Source organism: Saccharomonospora sp. (assembly GCF_027317685.1).
Lineage (GTDB): Bacteria > Actinomycetota > Actinomycetes > Mycobacteriales > Pseudonocardiaceae > Saccharomonospora.
Genome location: NZ_DAHVQP010000139.1, coordinates 1 through 17,903, shown reverse-complemented (window position 1 = coordinate 17,903; position 17,903 = coordinate 1). Strand labels below are relative to the sequence as shown.

17 protein-coding genes are annotated in these 17,903 nt (G+C 68.1%); 12 read left to right on the top strand and 5 right to left on the bottom strand.

What is annotated here, in order from left to right; translation table 11 throughout:
* The first annotated feature begins 358 nt into the window (after positions 1-358).
* On the top strand, positions 359-1,693 hold the full coding sequence (locus M7H19_RS16985) for a glycosyltransferase (protein ID WP_298182618.1): 1,335 nt from the start codon (positions 359-361) through the stop codon (positions 1,691-1,693).
* Positions 1,694-1,888: 195 nt separating this feature from the next.
* Here the strand turns inward: M7H19_RS16985 and M7H19_RS16980 are convergent, their stop codons facing one another.
* Together M7H19_RS16980 and M7H19_RS16975 are read right to left on the bottom strand one after the other, a co-directional pair.
* Entirely contained in the window at positions 1,889-2,386 is a 498-nt protein-coding gene (locus tag M7H19_RS16980; RefSeq protein ID WP_298182616.1) for an SRPBCC family protein, read from the bottom strand.
* Positions 2,387-2,436: 50 nt separating this feature from the next.
* Positions 2,437-2,580, bottom strand: coding sequence for a hypothetical protein (locus M7H19_RS16975; protein ID WP_298182614.1), 144 nt, complete (start codon positions 2,578-2,580; stop codon positions 2,437-2,439).
* 25 nt (positions 2,581-2,605) lie between these two features.
* Between M7H19_RS16975 and M7H19_RS16970 the strand changes: the two genes are divergently transcribed.
* Positions 2,606-3,544 carry an NAD-dependent protein deacetylase gene (locus M7H19_RS16970; protein ID WP_298182612.1) on the top strand — a complete coding sequence of 313 codons (939 nt, stop codon included), beginning with the start codon at positions 2,606-2,608 and terminating at the stop codon, positions 3,542-3,544.
* Between the two features lie 5 nt (positions 3,545-3,549).
* Here M7H19_RS16970 and M7H19_RS16965 read toward each other — a convergent pair whose 3' ends face one another.
* Positions 3,550-4,023: an Lrp/AsnC family transcriptional regulator gene (locus M7H19_RS16965; RefSeq protein ID WP_298182611.1), complete on the bottom strand. Its 474-nt coding sequence runs from the start codon at positions 4,021-4,023 to the stop codon at positions 3,550-3,552.
* Positions 4,024-4,155: 132 nt separating this feature from the next.
* Here M7H19_RS16965 and M7H19_RS16960 point away from each other — a divergent pair, with 132 nt between their 5' ends.
* From M7H19_RS16960 to M7H19_RS16950, 3 genes are all read left to right on the top strand, one after another.
* Positions 4,156-6,468, top strand: coding sequence for a pyruvate dehydrogenase (locus tag M7H19_RS16960; protein ID WP_298182610.1), 2,313 nt, complete (start codon positions 4,156-4,158; stop codon positions 6,466-6,468).
* A 276-nt stretch (positions 6,469-6,744) separates the two neighbouring features.
* Positions 6,745-7,809, top strand: coding sequence for an SdrD B-like domain-containing protein (locus tag M7H19_RS16955; RefSeq protein ID WP_298182609.1), 1,065 nt, complete (start codon positions 6,745-6,747; stop codon positions 7,807-7,809).
* Positions 7,806-8,270 carry an LPXTG cell wall anchor domain-containing protein gene (locus M7H19_RS16950; protein WP_298182608.1) on the top strand — a complete coding sequence of 155 codons (465 nt, stop codon included), beginning with the start codon at positions 7,806-7,808 and terminating at the stop codon, positions 8,268-8,270. The genes M7H19_RS16955 and M7H19_RS16950 overlap by 4 nt, the downstream gene beginning before the upstream one ends.
* A gap of 25 nt (positions 8,271-8,295) precedes the next feature.
* On the opposite strand, the gene M7H19_RS16945 is transcribed toward M7H19_RS16950, so the two are convergent.
* Positions 8,296-9,081, bottom strand: a complete 786-nt coding sequence (locus M7H19_RS16945; RefSeq protein WP_298182675.1) for an IclR family transcriptional regulator — start codon at positions 9,079-9,081, stop codon at positions 8,296-8,298.
* Positions 9,082-9,178: 97 nt separating this feature from the next.
* Between M7H19_RS16945 and hutH the strand changes: the two genes are divergently transcribed.
* The 5 genes from hutH to hutI are packed head-to-tail and all read left to right on the top strand — an operon-like array spanning position 9,179 to position 16,053.
* Entirely contained in the window at positions 9,179-10,717 is a 1,539-nt protein-coding gene (hutH, locus tag M7H19_RS16940) for a histidine ammonia-lyase (RefSeq protein ID WP_298182607.1), read from the top strand.
* Complete coding sequence (gene hutU / locus M7H19_RS16935) at positions 10,714-12,375, top strand: urocanate hydratase (RefSeq protein ID WP_298182606.1); 1,662 nt, start codon at positions 10,714-10,716, stop codon at positions 12,373-12,375. Before hutH ends, hutU begins: the two co-directional genes overlap by 4 nt.
* Entirely contained in the window at positions 12,372-13,583 is a 1,212-nt protein-coding gene (locus M7H19_RS16930; RefSeq protein ID WP_298182605.1) for an allantoate amidohydrolase, read from the top strand. Before hutU ends, M7H19_RS16930 begins: the two co-directional genes overlap by 4 nt.
* Positions 13,577-14,896, top strand: coding sequence for a formimidoylglutamate deiminase (locus M7H19_RS16925; RefSeq protein WP_298182604.1), 1,320 nt, complete (start codon positions 13,577-13,579; stop codon positions 14,894-14,896). Before M7H19_RS16930 ends, M7H19_RS16925 begins: the two co-directional genes overlap by 7 nt.
* A complete protein-coding gene (gene hutI, locus M7H19_RS16920; protein WP_298182602.1) occupies positions 14,893-16,053 on the top strand; it encodes an imidazolonepropionase in 1,161 nt (386 codons plus the stop codon). The genes M7H19_RS16925 and hutI overlap by 4 nt, the downstream gene beginning before the upstream one ends.
* Positions 16,054-16,333: 280 nt before the next feature.
* Here the strand turns inward: hutI and M7H19_RS16915 are convergent, their stop codons facing one another.
* Positions 16,334-16,582 (bottom strand): zinc finger protein, encoded by a 249-nt coding sequence (locus tag M7H19_RS16915; RefSeq protein ID WP_298182600.1) that lies wholly within the window; start codon positions 16,580-16,582, stop codon positions 16,334-16,336.
* A gap of 118 nt (positions 16,583-16,700) precedes the next feature.
* On the opposite strand from M7H19_RS16915, the gene M7H19_RS16910 reads away from it, so the two are divergent.
* A complete protein-coding gene (locus tag M7H19_RS16910) occupies positions 16,701-17,558 on the top strand; it encodes a helix-turn-helix transcriptional regulator (RefSeq protein WP_298182598.1) in 858 nt (285 codons plus the stop codon).
* Positions 17,555-17,755, top strand: a complete 201-nt coding sequence (locus tag M7H19_RS16905; RefSeq protein ID WP_298182596.1) for a DUF397 domain-containing protein — start codon at positions 17,555-17,557, stop codon at positions 17,753-17,755. Before M7H19_RS16910 ends, M7H19_RS16905 begins: the two co-directional genes overlap by 4 nt.
* The last annotated feature ends 148 nt before the right edge of the window (positions 17,756-17,903 follow it).

Sequence of the window (17,903 nt, the reverse complement as noted above, 5' to 3'; positions counted from 1 at the left end):
GCGAACTCGAAGACGCTATGAATATGGAATTTCGGAAGAGAGACTCAGGGCGCTGATCCTGCAGAACCTGAAGGTTTTCACGACGGAGATCGAGCTATCCAACAGCTCCGCGTCGTGGAACTGCTGATTAGGTGTGTCTTTTTCCGAATAGATTGTGCGGAAGGAGGTGTTTCGTGATGTCGATCCTGGACCTGCAGAACCTGGAGGTTTCTGCGACGGAGGCCGAGCTGCCCAACAGCTCCGCGTCGTACAACTGCTGACCTTGATGGTTAGTGGTTAGAGCGGTGGGGGCGTGTTCTGCACGTCCCCACCGCCGCGCAATTGAAGAAGGAACGTTGACTCTTCCGGACGGTGGCCGATGAAAGCTCTCCTTTACGCATATGGTTCGCGTGGCGACGTTCAGCCTTACCTCGCCCTGGCTCACGCAATGGTTAAAGCGGGCCACGAGGTCATGCTCGCGGGCCCGGAGAGCTTCGCCCCTCTCGCCGCACGGTACGGAATCGAATACTTCCCTCGCAGCGAAGAACTGCTGGACTTCTATTACAATGATCCGGATGTCGCCGATTGGCTTCGTAACCAGGGTCATGACTATCGAGCCACGGCGAAGATCAGGAACCGGGCCCTCACCAAACTCGGTGAGTACATGGCCCCGCGTTTCCCCGAGATGTTGAAGGAACTGTCCGACGCCGCCGATCAGTTCGGTCCGGACATGATCATTCAGTCCTACGAGATGTGGCCGTGGGAAGAGGCTCATCACGTTGCGGAGAAGTTGGACGTGCCGTACGCCGTCGCGACCCTGTTTCCCAATGTCGTTCCTAACTGGACTTACCCGGTCAAGTTCGTCCCTCCACATTGGCGATTGCCGGGTGTGGTGAGTCGGCTGACCTACGAGTTGCCGAGGCTGGTCCGGCCCGTCGGCTATCGCGACATCGCTGACTGGCGGCATCGCGTCCTGGGGTTGCCCGAGAGGAAGGGCGTACATCCTTTGCGCACGGTCGACGGGAAGCCCGTTCCTGTGGTGCACGGATTCAGCAGCAGGCTGGTGCCCGAGGCGAAGGGCTGGCCGCCGAATTCCCGGACCACAGGGTTCTGGTTCCTCCCCACGCCTCCCTCGTTCGAACCCGATCCGGAGCTGGTGAGGTTCCTGGACTCCGGGTCGAAGCCGGTGTGCGTCACTTTTGGCACGGTGCGGGGAACCGATCCCCGTCGTGCTGGTGAACTCGTCGTCGAGGCCGTACGTCGCGCGGGCACACGTGCCGTGGTCATCAAGTCGCGCGGCAGTATCGAGATCCCCGCTCCCCCCGCGGACGTCTTCGTCACGGACGACGTGCCGTACCCGTGGCTGCTTCCTCGGGTCGCTGCCGTCGTGCACGCGGCGGGAGTCGGCACCGTCAACGAGGCACTGCGAGCGGGCGTGCCGCAGGTCGCCTGTCCCGTGCACAACGAACAGGCCTCCTGGGCCATGCGAGCCCACGCGATCGGTGTCGCGCCGCGTCCGATCCGCAATCGTGACCTGGAATCCGACAATCTGGCGCAGGCGATCCGTACCGCGACGAATGACCCCGAGATCGCCCGCCGGGCTGAGGAACACGGCGCGGCGGTGCGGCAGGAGACGGGAGCGGCGACCGCGGCGATGGTGCTGGAGCAGGTCTACAAGCAGCAGGTCACGGCGGGAGTCAGTGGCGCACGGTAGGGCCGGGAACAGCGTGGGCTGCGCCACGTGCGGTGAAGAACCCGCTCGACACCGGGGTGGTGATGTCAGGGGTCTGGTCGAGCGCGGCCACCAAGGACGTCACCCGCCGGATCGCCGTGAGGGGGACCGGACCTCGGGTCGGTGGGAATCGCGGAATCTGCCGTCGGACCGGTCCTCGATGAGGTCGGACGGGTGCTAGCGGGAGCGGTTCACAGGGCGACGGCCGTATGACACGCGCGGTAGGGCGGTGCCGCTGTCGGTAGAGGACGAGGCGATGTAGCCGCGCCACGCGCCCGATTCCCGGCCTCGGCTTTCGATGTAGTGCTTGAACCCGGCCAGTCCTTGTTCGGCGAGCTGGGCGGCCATGTCCGCCGCGGTGTCGGGCACCGTCAGTTCGGCCATGACCCGGCTGTGGTGGTCATCCAGTTGCTGGAACGTGGCTCTGCCAAGGTGCGCGGGGCCCTGCGCCGCTTGCCAGGCGATCCACTCGTCCGGTTGCTGGTCGACGATGTCGACCTCGAACATGTGGCGTCGTCCGGCCAGTTCGATATCTCCGTGCAGCAGGGTGTCCGTGCGCTGGATGAGCCGTTGTAGGTAGTCGACGAAGTGGGGGAACGTCTCAAGCTGGGTCCACTGGTTGTAGGCAGTGCTCACCGGGACGTGTACGTCGATCGAGCGTTGAATGGTACTCACGGCGACTCCTCACCACGGATCACTCAAGCACTACCCGATCGAGTCACGTCTCACACCGGCCCACCGGAGACAGCCGGGTTGTTCGGGAAGGTGAACGCTCGTTCGACCGGGATGGCCTCGGCGTGCCCGTCGTCGACGGCGAACCGGGACAAAGACGGGAGGACCAGCGCCGAACGCTCGGGCGCACGCGGCAACAGCTCGTACGCTGGACTGGTGCGGATGAGACCGACTGTGAGCTGGACACCGACGGGGTCGGCGCCATGGACAACGGATCTGGCCGAGGTCGTCCGAGTGGTCGGCGGCCGTGGTGTCGTGGTCCTCAGCGGGGCGGGCCTGTCCACCGAGTCCGGTATTCCGGACTACCGCGGTGCCGGGGGAACGCTGCGGCGGCATTCGCCGATGACGCACCAGGAGTTCATCGGTAGCGAGGCCGCCAGACAGCGGTACTGGGCTCGCAGTCACCTCGGCTGGACGGCGGTGGCGCAGGCCCGGCCGAATGTGGGCCACCGGGCGGTGGCGGTGCTCCAACGGGACGGATACCTCTCCGGGATCATCACGCAGAACGTCGACGGACTGCACCAGGCGGCGGGTGCCACGGCAGTGATCGAACTGCACGGCAGCCTCAGCCGGGTCGTGTGCCTGGACTGCGGAGAGATCAGTTCTCGACGGTTCCTCGAACAGCGGCTGCGAGAGGCGACCCCGGACTTCCGCGCCGGGGCCACCCGCCTCAACCCGGACGGCGACGTCGACTTGCCCGAGGAGGTCGTGCGCGAATTCCGGATCGTGTCATGCCATGCCTGCGGAACCGGGGTGCTCAAGCCGGACATGGTGTTCTTCGGTGAGAACGTGCCACGACCCCGCGTGGACGAGTGCTACCGCCTGGTCGACGACGCGAACGCGCTTCTCGTGCTCGGCTCCTCCTTGGCCGTGATGTCCGGACTGCGCTTCGTCCGACACGCCGCGAAAACGGGCAAGCCGGTGCTCATCGTGAACAAAGGTGAAACCCGAGGTGACCCCCACGCGCTGGTGCGGGTCGATCGGACCTTGGGCCCCGCGTTGGCCGAACTGGCCGAACGACTCGGCTGCCCACTGTCCGAACCAGCCGTGGACGGGGCCCGGCGCCGCGTGCCACCGGTGCCCGAGATGCCGCGACGGTAGCCCGGTTATTCGGCCGCGCGGCGGAGCAACGGGGTGATCCGGTAACCCACGAGTTGCCGCATCACCAAGCTGGTGTTGGTGCGCTCGATTCCGGAGATGGCGAGGATGCGGCCCGCGATGCGGTAGAGGTCATCGGCGTCGCGGGCGACCACGTGGATCATCAGGTCCACCGGGCCGGAGATGCCGTGGACCTCCAACACCTCGGGGATCTCGGCGAGTGCTTCGGCGACCTCGTCGAGCAGGCGCTGGGCCACCTGGGCGGTGATGAACGCGGTGAGCGGATATCCCAGCGAAGCCGGTGGGATGCGGCGCTCGAACGAGTCGAGGGTGCTCTCCTCCAGGCGTGTGAGCCGGGATTGCGCCGTGTTGCGGGAGACGCCGACACGGTCGGCGAGGGCGAGAGTGGTCGCGCGGGGGTGTCGGGTCAACTCCAACAGGAGCTTGGCATCGACCGCACCGACCGGGCCGTCGTGGGGCATTGTGCTCACCTCTTCGCCGCACCTGCGAGCTCTTATTGCGCAGATTGCTCAACTTAATGGCCAACTATTGAGCATCAGTCCAACAGATTGCTTCACTGGCAGCAACCTGCACGCTTGAACGAGGATGGCGAGATGAGCGAGTCCGTCACCACCCCGCCCACCACGGACGTCCTGCGCGCGATAGAGGACCGAGTGCTGTGGTTGTCGAGCGCGATCATCCACCACGCCAATCGGGTCCGGCCGAACCCGTCGGGATTGAAGGTCGGCGGACACCAGGCATCGTCGGCCTCGATGGTGTCGATCATGACCGCGTTGTGGTTCAACCACCTGCGCCCGCAGGACCGGGTGTCGGTGAAACCGCACGCCTCGCCGGTGTTGCACGCGATCAACTACCTGTTGGGTGAGCTGGACGAGTCGTACCTGCCTCGGCTGCGCGAGTTCGGTGGACTGCAGAGCTATCCGAGCCGCATCAAGGATCCCGACCCCGTCGACTATTCCACCGGATCGGTCGGCATCGGCGCGACCGCGCCGATCTGGGGCGCGATGTCCCGACGCTACGTCGACATCGCCTTCGGGGGCGCGGGAACCGGGCGGCAGTACTCGCTGGTCGGGGACGCCGAGCTGGACGAGGGCGCCGTGTGGGAGGCCGTGCTCGACCCCGGTGTCGCCGAGCTGGGGGAGGTCGTCTGGATCGTCGACCTCAACCGCCAGTCGTTGGATCGGATCGTGCCCAACATCGCCGCCGACAAGCTGCGGAAGATGTTCGCCGCCGCCGGCTGGCAGGTCATCCAGCTCAAGTACGGCAGTTTGTTGGAAGAGCTGTTCACGCGTCCGGGCGGTGCCGAGCTGCGGCAGCGCATCGACACCATGACCAACCCGGAGTACCAGCGGCTGTTGCGGTGTGACGCCACCGAATTGCGCCGCCGTCTGCCAGGTGAAGGGCCTTCGTCCAAAGCCATCGCCGAACTCGTCGCCGGACTCGATGACACCACACTGGTCGATGCGATCGCGAATCTCGGCGGACACGATCTGGCGGCGCTGGACCGCGCTCTGGGCGCGATCGACGACACCCGCCCCACGGTGATCTTCGCCTACACCGTCAAAGGCTACGGCTTGGCGACGAAGGGGCATCCGCAGAACCACTCGGCGCTGCTCACCGATGAGCAGATGCGTGAGCTGGCCGAGCGCCTGGGCGCCGATCTGGACAACCCGTGGCGCGCGTTCCCCGAGGGAAGCCCCGAACACGAGCTGTGCCAGGCAACCGCGCGACGCCTGAAGCGGCCCGAGTTCCCCGCTCTTCCCCCACCCGCGATCCCCGTCGACTTCGGCCGCACCCCCTCCGGCACCGCCACCACGCAGGCCGCGCTGGGCCGTGTTCTGCTCGACCTCACCCGCGAAGCACCCGACGCCGCGCGGCGCGTCGTCACCGTCAGCCCCGACGTCAGCTCCACCACCAACCTGGGCGGCTGGATCAACAAAGTCGGTGTGTGGTCGGTCCGGGAACGTCCGAACTGGTTCGCCGACGATGCCGAGACCATCCTGCAGTGGCAGGAAAAACTCACCGGGCAGCACATCGAGCTCGGTATCGCCGAGGTCAACCTGGTCGGCCTGATCAGTGAGCTGGGCGCGACCTGGAGCCGCTGGGGACAGCCGCTCCTGCCGATCGGGGTGCTCTACGACCCGTTCGTCGAACGGGCTCTGGAACCGTGGTCCTACGGCATCTACGCCGGTGGTCAGTCGATCCTCGTCGGCACCCCGTCCGGCGTCACTCTCGCACCCGAGGGCGGAGCACACCAGTCGATCAAGACGCCGTCGATCGGCCTGGAGCAGCCCGGCTGTCTCACCTACGAGCCGGCGTTCGCCCAAGACGTCGAATGGACGTTGCTCGCCGCTCTCGCCCAGCTCGGCAAACCCGGCGGCTCGTCGGCCTACCTGCGGCTGTCCACCCGACCCGTCGATCAGACATTGGCCGCCGTGCCTACCGATCCCGCTGCCCGGGAACGCCGTCGACGCCAGGTCGTCGCCGGCGCCTATGCCCTGCGCCGCACCGAGAACGTGAAGGTCACCATCGCCGCCATGGGCGCCGTGGTTCCCGAAGCCCTCGACGCCGCCGGTCGTCTGGACCAGATCGGCATCCCCGCGGACGTGGTGTGCGTGACCAGCCCCGGCCTGCTCTACCGAGCTGTGCGCGCACGACAGGGCCACGAGCGAGCCGACTCCTGGATCCTTGACCAGGTCTTCCCCGCGCAGCGCGCCACGCCGCTGGTCACCGTCCTGGACGGACATCCGCATACTCTGTCGTTCCTGGCCACGATCAACCGGGTGGCCACCACCGCGCTCGGTGTGGCCAGCTTCGGACAATCAGGTTCACTGGAGGATGTCTATCGCCACCACGGCATCGACTCCGACAGTATCGTTCGCGCCGCGCTCGACATCACCGACTGAATCGGGGAAGTGGCATCCCATGGTCTTGTCCATCCTCGACTCGGCGGGGCGGGGTGTCCGAGTGAACGGGGCTCGGCACCGTCTGAAGAGGATCGGTAGTCGTTTCAACGCCTTGTTTCTCCGGAGTCGTACCTTGATCCTGTTCGATTGCGGAGACAGTCGGGTTGAACACCGGTGTGGTCTTCGTGGTCGGCTGGCCGACCGGCTCGGCTGCCGGGTCGCCTGAACACGCCGTGGCCTAAGTGCCGAGCATACGGACCGGCTGTCGAGGCGTCGGTGTCCGACGGGCCCTTCATTGTCGGTGACGATGTTCCACTGACCGTGACCATCGCCAACGCGGGAGACGCCGATGCCCACGGTGTCACCGTGAGCGTGTACGGCGAGGGTTACTTCTCGTTCAGCGTTCCGGACGAGCAGCTCGACGGCTACACCGGGGCGGGGAAAACCCTTCCGGCCGGGGAATCGGTCACGCTGGAACCCACCGGCACCATCCATGAATGGTGGGACGGGGAGCCACACATCTCCGTGTACGTGCGAAGCTCGAACGCCGGGTCCGACTCGGTTCAATACCTGACGCTGCCCGTCGTGCCCCTGACCGAAACCCATCCGGTGAACGGACTCGTCTACGGCGACGCGGACGAAAACGGCGCCTACGACGAGGGTGAGGGGCTGGCGGGAGTCACCGTCAAGTTGTTCCGCCCCGGTTACAGCAAAAGCGTCAAGACCGACGAGGACGGACGGTACAGTTTCACCGACGTGCCCGCCGGCGTGTACCTCCACAGTGTCGGCCAGATCGAGGACGGTTGGGTCGGCGACACCAGAACCGAGGGACTGCGAGTCGACGGGTCCGGGGAACACACCGGGATCGAATTCCGCATGGTCCGTCCTGTCTCCGACGTGTTGATTCCGACAATGGAATTCGACAAGGACAGTTACCGGTCCGGCGAAACCGCGCACATGACGATCACCCTGACCAACGAGGGCAGCGAGCCCCTCGCCGGTGTGACGGCGTTCTGCGGAGGAGCCGGCAACGACAACGAGCTGGGGGCGTCTCGAAGCCGGAGCACTTCGGTGACCTGGTCTGGAGTGGTAAAGGGGTCACCGTGGAGCCGGGAGGAACCCAGACCTACCACGTCACCGGGATCGTGCCCGACGGTGCGGCCGACTACGGGTTCGTGGTCGTCGGGTGTCATTTCGGCCCGGGAGAGGGCACCTCGGGACATCCGTATGTGGACGCCCGGGCCAAGGTGCCGGGGCGGGCCTCCGACGCGACCGTCGCCCTCTTCCACGATCGTGATGGCGACAACATCGACGACGACGACGAGTACGTGCCCGGCGTGACGGTCGGACTGCGAGACGTCGACGACGCGGACGCCCCGATGGTGACGGCTGTGACCGATGAGCAGGGGCGCGCGGTGTTCACCGACCAGCAGGCGGGCCTGTACCACATCGAGATCTTCGGTCCGTGGCAGCGCGAGGAGGGCGCCGCCGCCTTCGCCCGAGTACACGCGACGTACGGCGAACACCACAACACGACCACCGTCGGCATCGTCCCGGGACCTGACCGGCCGTTGCCGGGTGAGGACGGGGACAGCGCCGGTGACTCACTGGTGGGTGTCTCGCTCGAAGACCCGTCGGCGAATCCGCCGGCTGGTTCCCAGAACCGGGCGGACGACGTCGACACACTCGCCTCCACCGGGACCGACGCGGTGACGCTCGTCGGCGTCGGAGCAGCGGTACTGCTCGTCGGTGCCGCCACGGTTGTGATCACGCGCCGCCGTGGGAACAGCTCGACCGCTTAGAGACCGTGCGGGTCACGCCGGTGGATCACTCGGCCCGCCCGCCGACCCGTGCCGTGAGTTCGGCGGCCGTGGTTTTGACCTCGGCCGCCGCCTCGGGCCATTCCCGTCCGCACTCCCGTTCGCCGTCGCATTCGTGTCGGAACGTCACGCTGATCGCCGCGATCGGCCGTCCATCCGGGTTGAACACCGGCGCGGCCACCGAGGCGAACCCCTCGGTGACGTAGCCGTCCTCCACCGCCCAGCCACGTCGGCGTTCTGCCGAGAGCAGGCGCCGCAGTCGTGGCAGGTCGGTCGGTCCCCGCTCGGTGCGGAGCACGAAACTCGCCGCGCTCGGGAACAGGGCCCGCACCTGAGCCGCAGGCAGATGGGCGAGCATCGCGCGCCCCGACGCGGGTAGGTGCGCGGGCAACCGTACGCCGACGTCGGTGACCAGACCCAACGGCCACCGGGGCTGTTCCCGCAGCAGATACAGCGTTTCGGCGCCGTGCAGCACACCGAGATGGGCGGTGAGATCGAGGCGGGAGACCAGCCGCCGCAGCAGTGGGCGCGCCAGCTCCTCCAGCGGGTCGTGCCGCAGGTAGGCCGACCCGACCTCGAAGGCCGCCAGCCCCAGCCCGTAGCGGCGCTCCTCGGGCAGGTGGGTCGCGAATCCGGCGTTCACCAGTTCGGACAGCAGGTGGTACGTCGTCGAACGAGGCAGGCCGAGCTCGCGTGCCACCGACGCGGCGGTCACCGGTTCGGCCTTCGTGGCCAACAGCCGCAGCACCGCCAACCCTCGGCGTAACGCGGGGACGTCGCTGCTGGCACCCACCACGCACCTCCGAGCACCTTCCGACTGTCTGGAGTTCCAGACAGTCTCGCTCCTCGTGGCCTCGCTCGCGAGCCTTACGCGAGGTGTGATGGAGGACATGCGAGCAGTTCCCATCGGCCACCCGCCCCTGACCAGGGACCAGGTGGTCGCCGTGGCCCGCGACGGCGCACCCGTCGAAGTGACCCCCGAGGCGATGCAGGCCGTCGCCGAGGCACGCGCCCACGTGGACGCGCTGGCCGCCTCGGCCCGCCCCACGTACGGCGTGTCCACCGGGTTCGGGGCCCTGGCCGTCAAATACATCCCCGCCGAACGTCGCGCGCAGCTGCAACGATCACTCGTGCGCTCCCACGCCGCCGGAGCGGGGCCCGAGGTGGAACGCGAAGTGGTGCGGGCCCTGATGCTGTTGCGTCTGCGCACCCTCGCCACCGGCCACACCGGAGTGCGTCCGTCGACCGTGCGGGCGATGGCGGACCTGCTCAACGCCGGGATCGTGCCCGTGGTGTCAGAACACGGTTCACTCGGCTGCTCCGGAGACCTCGCGCCGCTGTCGTCGGTGGCGTTGGCACTCATGGGAGAGGGCCAGGTCCGCGACGTCCACGGTACGCTGCGGCCCGCCGCCGACGCACTGGCCGAGGCGGGTATCGAGCCGGTGGAGCTGGGGGAGAAGGAAGGCCTCGCGCTCATCAACGGCACCGACGGCATGCTCGGCATGCTCGCACTCGCGCTCGCGGATCTCCGCCTCCTCCTCGACACCGCCGATCTCACCGCCGCCATGAGCGTCGAGGCGCTGCTCGGCACCGACCGAGCGTTCGCCGCCGACCTGATAGCCCTGCGCCCTCACCCCGGACAGGCGTTGTCGGCCGAGAGGATGACCCGGTTCCTCGCCGGGTCGGAGGTCGTCGCCAGCCACCGCGGCCCGGACTGCACGCGGGTGCAGGACGCCTACTCGCTGCGTTGCGCGCCCCAGGTGCACGGAGCGGCCCGCGACATCGTCGCCCACGCGGAGACCGTCGCCAACCGGGAACTCGCCGCCGTCGTCGACAACCCCGTGGTACTGACCGACGGTCGCGTCGAGTCGAACGGCAACTTCCACGGTGCCCCGCTGGCGTACGTGTTGGACTTCCTCGCCATTGCCGTCGCCGACGTGGCGAGCATGGCCGAACGCCGCACCGACCGGCTGCTCGACGTCGCCCGCTCCCACGGACTGCCGCCGTTCCTCGCCGACGACCCGGGCGTCGACTCGGGACACATGATCGCCCACTACACGCAGGCCGCCGTGGTCGCTGAGCTGAAACGACTGGCCGTCCCGGCGTCGGTGGACTCCATTCCCACCAGCGCCATGCAGGAGGACCACGTGTCGATGGGATGGGCGGCGGCCCGCAAACTGCGCCGCGCCGTCGACGGGTTGACGACCGTGCTCGGCATCGAACTGCTCACCGCGGCACGCGGCCTCGACCTGCGGGCCCCGTTGTCCCCGGCCCCGGCGACCGCCGCCGCGCTCACCACGCTCCGCGAGCACGTGCCCGGGCCGGGACCCGATCGGCACCTGGCACCCGACATCGCCACCGCCGCCGACCTGATCCGCTCCGGCACCGCACTCCGCGCTGCCGAGGAATCCCGTGGGGAGGAACGATGACCGCACCCGTGAGAGCGTCCCGGGGCACCACGCTCACCGCGCGCTCCTGGGCAACCGAAGCGCCTCTGCGCATGCTGCACAACAACCTCGACCCCGACGTGGCCGAACGCCCCGAGGACCTCGTCGTCTACGGCGGAACGGGGAAAGCGGCACGGGACTGGCCGAGTTTCCACGCCATCACCGCCGAACTCACGGATTTACGTGAGGACGAGACCCTGCTAGTGCAGTCCGGTCGTCCCGTGGGAGTCCTGCGCACGCACGAATGGGCGCCGCGCGTGTTGCTGGCCAACTCCAACCTCGTGCCCGACTGGGCGAGTTGGCCGGAGTTCCGTCGACTGGACGCGCTCGGACTGACGATGTACGGGCAGATGACGGCCGGGTCGTGGATCTACATCGGGACCCAGGGCATCCTCCAGGGCACCTACGAGACGTTCGCGGCCGTGGCCGAGAAACGGTTCGGCGGGTCGTTGCGCGGCACTCTCACCGTCACGGCCGGACTCGGCGGCATGGGCGGTGCGCAACCGTTGGCGGTCACGATGAACGAGGGCGTGGCGCTGGTGGTGGAATGCGACGCCGAGCGTGCGCGCCGCCGGGTGGAGACTCGCTACCTCGACGAGGTCGCACCCGATTTGGACAGCGCCGTTCGCACGGTGGAGGCCGCCAAACGGGAAGGCCGACCGCTGTCGGTGGCCGTGATCGGCAACGCCGCCGAGGTGCTGCCCGCGCTGCTGCGACTGGGTGTCGAGGTGGACATCGTCACCGACCAGACCTCCGCGCACGACCCGTTGTCCTATCTGCCCAAGGGCGTGGCCGTGGACGACTGGCACGACTACGCCACCGCGAAACCCGACGAGTTCACCGACCGTGCCCGTGAGTCGATGGCCGAGCACGTGAACGCCATGGTGGGTTTCCTCGACGCCGGTGCGGAAGTGTTCGACTACGGCAACTTCCTGCGCGGTGAGGCGAAACTCGGCGGCTGTGAACGCGCGTTCGACTACCCGGGTTTCGTGCCCGCCTACATCCGCCCGTTGTTCTGCGAGGGCAAGGGCCCGTTCCGCTGGGCGGCACTGTCGGGGGAGGCGGCCGACATCGCCGCGACCGACCGCGCCGTGTTGGAGCTGTTCGGTGACGACGAGAGGTTGGCGCGCTGGATACGCATGGCGGGTGAGCGCGTGGCGTTCCAGGGGCTGCCCGCGCGTATCTGCTGGCTCGGCTACGGCGAACGCGAGGTCGCAGGAGCGCGGTTCAACGAGATGGTGGCCCGAGGCGAATTGGCCGCGCCCGTCGTCATCGGACGGGACCACCTCGACTGTGGGTCGGTGGCCTCCCCCTACCGCGAGACCGAGGGCATGGCCGACGGCTCGGACGCCATCGCCGACTGGCCGTTGTTGAACGCTTTGGTCAACACCGCATCGGGGGCGACGTGGGTGTCGATCCACCACGGCGGTGGCGTGGGGATGGGCCGTTCCGTCCACGCCGGTCAGGTCACCGTCGCCGACGGCACCGAGCAGGCGGGCCGCAAGATCGAACGGGTGCTCACCAACGACCCCGCCACAGGCGTGCTGCGGCACGTCGACGCCGGATACGACCGTGCCCGCCGGGTGGCCGCCGAGCGAGGTCTGCACATTCCGATGCCCGAGGAGGAGAGCCACGCATGAGCCGCGCGATACCGTTACTGGAAGCGATCGCCGACGTGGGCGCCGATCCCGTGCGCGGCGGGTACTCGCGCCACGGCTTCGACCGGGTGGAGCTGGAACTGCGCGAATGGTTCACCGCCGAGGCCGAGACCAGGGGACTGGACGTGCACACCGACCGCAACGGGAACCTGTGGGCGTGGTGGGGTGCGCCCGGCCCGAACGCCGTGGTCACCGGCAGCCACCTCGACTCCGTTCCCGGCGGTGGGGCGTTCGATGGCCCGCTCGGAGTGGTGTCGGCGCTCGCGGCCGTGGACGTGTTGCGGGCACGCGGCTTCCGGCCCGCACGACCGTTGGCGGTAGTGGTGTTCGCCGAGGAGGAGGGTGGGCGGTTCGGCGTCCCGTGCTTGGGCTCGCGGCTGCTGACGGGCACCCTCGACGCCGACCACGCCCGCGCGCTGCGTGATCCGGACGGGGTGACCCTGGCGGAGGCGATGTCGACGGCGGGCCTCGACCCGGCGTGGGTGGGCCGTGACGACGAGGCATTGTCCCGTATCGGCTGCTTCGTCGAGCTGCACGTGGAACAGGGACGCGGACTCGTGGACGTCGACGCACCGGTGGGGGTGGCCGATTCGGTCCTCGCGCACGGCCGTTGGCGGTTGACGTTCCACGGGGAAGGCAATCACGCCGGTGCCACGCCGTTGACCGACCGTGCCGACCCGATGTTGCCCGCAGCGTCAGTGGTGCTGGCCGCCCGCCGCATCGCGGGAGCGGTGCCCGAAGCGCGGGCCACGGTCGGTCGTGTGGTTCCCCTTCCGGGCGGGACGAACGTCATCCCATCCACAGTGGACTTGTGGTTGGACGCCCGTGCGAGCGACGACGGTGACACGCGAGCCGTCGTCGACGAGATCCTCGCCGAGGCCGAGGAAACCGCGAAGGCGGAGGGCTGCACCGTCACCGTGCGCGAGGAATCCTACGGCGGCACCGTCACCTTCGACGTCGGTCTGCGTGACGAGCTGTCCGGCGTGCTGGGCGGTGTTCCGGCGTTACCGACGGGCGCGGGACACGATGCGGGAATCCTCGCCGGCCGGGTACCCACCGCGATGCTGTTCGTCCGCAACCCGACCGGCATCAGCCACGCCCCGGCCGAACACGCCGAGCCGGAGGACTGCGAAACCGGCGTCGTCGCACTGGCCCGGGTGCTCGCCCACCTCACGGAGACACCGTGCTGAGCTACTGGTGCGAGCGTGCGTGGCTGCCCGACGGGGTGGCGGATGGGATCCTGGTCACAGTGGCCGCCGACGGCGGCATCCGCTCCGTCGAGCGGGCGGGGCCGCGCCCGCACTCACATCGGTTGTTCGGGCTGGTGCTGCCAGGGTTCGCCAACGCGCACTCGCATGCCTTTCACCGCGCGTTACGGGGACGTACTCACAGTGCGGGCGGCACGTTCTGGACCTGGCGCGAGACGATGTATCGGGTGGCGGGCCGACTCGACCCCGACTCCTATCACCGTCTCGCCAGGGCGGTCTACGCCGAGATGGCGCTCGCCGGGGTGTCGTGCGTGGGCGAGTTCCACTATCTGCACCACGGCCCGGACGGGCGCCGTTACGCCGAGCCGAACGCGATGGGCGAGGCGTTGCGGCAGGCCGCCGCCGAGGCCGGAATCCGACTGACCCTGCTGGATGCGTGCTATCTCACCGGAGGTATCGGCGAACCACTGGAGGGGGTGCAGCGCAGGTTCGGCGACGGCAGCGCGCACGCCTGGAGGGAACGGGTCGAAGCTCTGGCCCCGAGCGTCACCGACGCCAACACCCGCGTCGGCGCCGCCGTGCATTCCGTGCGGGCCGTGCCCGCAGAGGCCCTGTCGGACGTGGCGGACGCGCTACCCGGTCGACCGCTGCACGTGCACGTCTCCGAACAACCCGCCGAGAACGAGGCCTGTCAGGCCGTCTACGGACGCAGTCCGGTCGCGTTGTTGCACGAGTCCGGAGTGCTGTCCCCGCGCACCACGGCCGTGCACGCCACACACCTGAGCACCGACGACATCGCACTGCTCGGGGGTTCCGGCACCGCGGTGTGCTGCTGCCCGAGTACCGAGGCCGACCTCGCCGACGGCCTGGGACCGATGCGGGAACTCGTCGACGCCGGATGCGCACTGTCGCTGGGCAGCGACCAGCACGCCGTGGTGGACCCGCTGGCCGAGATGCGGTTGGTGGAGTACGGGGAGCGACTCCGTACCGGGCGGCGGGGACGATTCGACCCGCACGAACTACTACACCATGCCACTGTGGACGGTCATGCGAGCCTGGGTTGGCCGGAGGCGGGACGGATCACTCCCGGAGCGCCCTGTGACCTGGTGGCCGTCCGGGAGGACACTCCGAGAACAGCGGGCGCGCTGCCCGAACAGATTCCCATGGTGGCCTCAGCATCCGATGTGGACTCCTTGGTGGTCGGTGGAAGGATCGTCGCGCAGGAGGGTGTGCACACGACACTCGGAGACGTCGGGACACTGCTGGCACGCGAGATCGAGGAACTGTGGAAATGACGGCGACACTCGTCACGGGTATCGGTGAGCTCACCACGAACGACCCCGAGCTGGGACGGCTCACCGACGCGGCACTGGTGCTGGAAGGAACACGAGTGGTGTGGGTCGGGCCGGGCGCGCGAGCTCCCGACACCGACGAGCGCGTCGACGTCGAAGGACGTACCGTGCTCCCGGGCTGGGTGGACAGCCACACCCACCTCGTGTTCGCCGGCGACCGTTCCTCCGAGTTCGCCGCGAGGCTCGCCGGGCAGCCGTATGACGCGGGCGGCATCGCCGTCACCGTGGGGGCGACGCGATCCGCCCCCGACCACGTGCTCGCGGCTACCCTACGACGGCTGGTGCGCGAGGCGGTGAACCAGGGTACGACCTGTCTCGAAACGAAGACCGGGTACGGACTCACCGTGGCCGACGAGACCCGATCCGCTCGGTTGGCGAGCGAGATCGTCGACGAGGTCACGTTCCTGGGTGCGCACGTGGTGCCGTCCGGATGGAGTGCCGACGACTACGTGCGGCTCGTGTGCGGTGAGATGCTCGGCGCGGTGGCCCCGTATGCGCGGTGGGCGGACGTGTTCTGCGAGCGTGGTGCTTTCGACGCCGAGCAGTGTCGTGAGGTGCTGACGGCAGCCGACCGTGCGGGGTTGGGTCTGCGTGTGCACGGTAATCAGCTCGGTCCCGGGCCGGGTGTGTTGCTGGCGGTGGAACACGGTGCGGCGAGCGTGGACCATTGCACGTATCTCACTGACTCCGATGTGGACGCATTGGCTAACTCCGACACGGTGGCGACGTTGCTGCCCGCCTGCGACCTGTCCACTCGTCAGCCGTTGCCGGACGCCCGGGCGTTGCTCGACGCCGGGGCGACCGTGGCGTTGGCGTCGAACTGTAATCCCGGCTCGTCTTACACGACATCGATGGCGTTCTGTGTCACCACGGCGGTGCTCCAGATGGGGATGACGGTGGACGAGGCCGTGCGTGCGGCGACCTGGGGAGGCGCACGAGCGCTGCGCCGTGAGTCGGGCGAGGATGCCGTGGGCGTGCTCCGGCCGGGCGCACGGGCGGATGTGCACGTCCTCGACGCGCCCTCGGTGGCCCATCTCGCCTACCGCCCCGGTGTCCCCTTGACCCACGCGGTGTGGCGAGCGGGCCGCCGAGTCCGATGACTCTCCCCGCCGGCGTGTCCGCGCTCGCCGCACGCTCGTGCCGACTTCACCGATGCCCGTCGCCGGAGGGAGCGGCCCGAAGTAGCTCCGCCACGCCGTCGAGCACGCGAGCGAGCCCGAACCGGAACCATTCGTCGAGACCGGCCGCGGTCGGCGAACCGACCGGGCCGGCCCCGGTCCACCCGTCGCCGGTGGTGATCGTTGTCGGAAGAGCGCGCCCGGCGAGACCGCAGGAGTCTTTCCCTTCGGCGCGACCGGATGACCGAGGTAGGTGCCGTCCCTACGCGTTCTCGGGGAGCGGCGGGATGTCCTGGGCCGGAAACCCGGAACGGACCCGCCATTCGCGGTCGCAGACCCAACAGGTGGGGTCGTGCCACCAACCCGACAGCTCCACGAAGTCCTGCTTCCGAGGGATGACCTCGATCCCGCATAACGTGTCGAACGCGATACCGGGATGCGGTACGGCGGTCTTTTCGATGTTGTAGGCGTGCCGCCGTCCTTCAGCCTGTTGCCAGCGAAATGGTCCCATCGTCGTCCCCCTGCTTGCTGATCTGTGCTGATCACGTTGTCTGTCTACGGGCTGTAGTTGCAATCTCCCGATCGTGTGACTTGCTGGACCCCGTGTGAGGCTGACTACGATTCCGCTCGTGCCTGTTGACACCACCGGTCTGACGACACGCGCTCGAGCGCTGGCTGCGGCGATCCGCAAACTGCTCGACGCGTCGGGAATGAGTGGGCGGGAGCTTTCGCAACGACTAGGGTTCAGCCATGGCACGGTGTCGCACTGGGTCACGGGGCGTCGTCTACCGAGCCCGGAGGACATGGCGTCGTTGCTGACGCTTCTCGGTATCAAGGGGGAGGAGAAGCAACGCCTCATCGACCTGGCCAGGCACGCGGCGGAACCGAACTGGCTGGTGGTGGGCATGCCGGGAATCCCGCAACAACTCGCGGGTGCCATCGAGTCGGAACGCCACGCGTCGTCCCTGGTCGAGTGGTCCCGGGACATCGTGCCAGGGTTGTTGCAGACGGCGGATTACGCACGCGCGCTCGCCACGGCGGTCGGCCTGCCGGAGCCCGAAGTCGATGCTCGTGTGCTGCTCAGAGTGGGCCGGTCCGAAGTGATCACGCGACGCGACCCCGTTGAGCTGTTGGCTCTCATCAGCGAGGACGCGTTGCACGAGAAGATCTGCGTGCCCGAGGTGATGCTTGACCAACTCCGACATCTACTGTGCATGGCCGAACGCCCCAACGTCACCATTCAGGTCGTGCCACCGCGGGTCGGCTGGCACCCCGGATTACTCGGGCCGTTCGTGCTGTACTCATTTCCCGACGCACAACCCGTCGTGCATTTCGAGCATTACAGTTCGGGCGCGTTTGTCATCGACGAGGACGACGTGCACGCGTATCAGGACGCGGTAGAGGTCATTCGCGGTATCGCGAGAAACCCCGATGATTCCGCGAAACTCATCGCGACGATCGCAAAGGATTTGGAGCAGAAATTATGACAAGCCCTCTCCTGTGGAGGAAATCGAGCTACTCGGGCCCCAACGGCAACTGTGTCGAATTCGCTCCCGCCGGTGACGGCAGTGGCGATGTGTTGATTCGTCACTCGAAGCATCCGGACGACACCGTGGTCCGCTACACGGCGGCGGAGTGGACGGCGTTCATCGCGGGAGCCAAGGACGGCGAGTTCGACCTGTAAGGCCGGGCTGTGTTCGCGGCGAGGACATGGAGGAGCTCCGGCCGACACCGAATGCGGACACGGCTACGCGAGCTGCGGACACGACTACGCAGACTACGGACACGGCTACGCGAGCTGCGGACACGACTGTGGCGGTCACCCTGGTCAG

Excerpts from the sequence above, each read along its gene's own strand:
- M7H19_RS16985 (WP_298182618.1), top strand. The coding sequence starts at position 359 with ATGAAAGCTCTCCTTTACGCATATGGTTCGCGTGGCGACGTTCAGCCT.
- M7H19_RS16970 (WP_298182612.1), top strand. The coding sequence starts at position 2,606 with ATGAGACCGACTGTGAGCTGGACACCGACGGGGTCGGCGCCATGGACA.
- M7H19_RS16965 (WP_298182611.1), bottom strand. The coding sequence starts at position 4,023 with ATGCCCCACGACGGCCCGGTCGGTGCGGTCGATGCCAAGCTCCTGTTG.
- M7H19_RS16960 (WP_298182610.1), top strand. The coding sequence starts at position 4,156 with ATGAGCGAGTCCGTCACCACCCCGCCCACCACGGACGTCCTGCGCGCG.
- hutH (WP_298182607.1), top strand. The coding sequence starts at position 9,179 with ATGCGAGCAGTTCCCATCGGCCACCCGCCCCTGACCAGGGACCAGGTG.
- hutU (WP_298182606.1), top strand. The coding sequence starts at position 10,714 with ATGACCGCACCCGTGAGAGCGTCCCGGGGCACCACGCTCACCGCGCGC.
- M7H19_RS16930 (WP_298182605.1), top strand. The coding sequence starts at position 12,372 with ATGAGCCGCGCGATACCGTTACTGGAAGCGATCGCCGACGTGGGCGCC.
- hutI (WP_298182602.1), top strand. The coding sequence starts at position 14,893 with ATGACGGCGACACTCGTCACGGGTATCGGTGAGCTCACCACGAACGAC.
- M7H19_RS16915 (WP_298182600.1), bottom strand. The coding sequence starts at position 16,582 with ATGGGACCATTTCGCTGGCAACAGGCTGAAGGACGGCGGCACGCCTAC.
- M7H19_RS16905 (WP_298182596.1), top strand. The coding sequence starts at position 17,555 with ATGACAAGCCCTCTCCTGTGGAGGAAATCGAGCTACTCGGGCCCCAAC.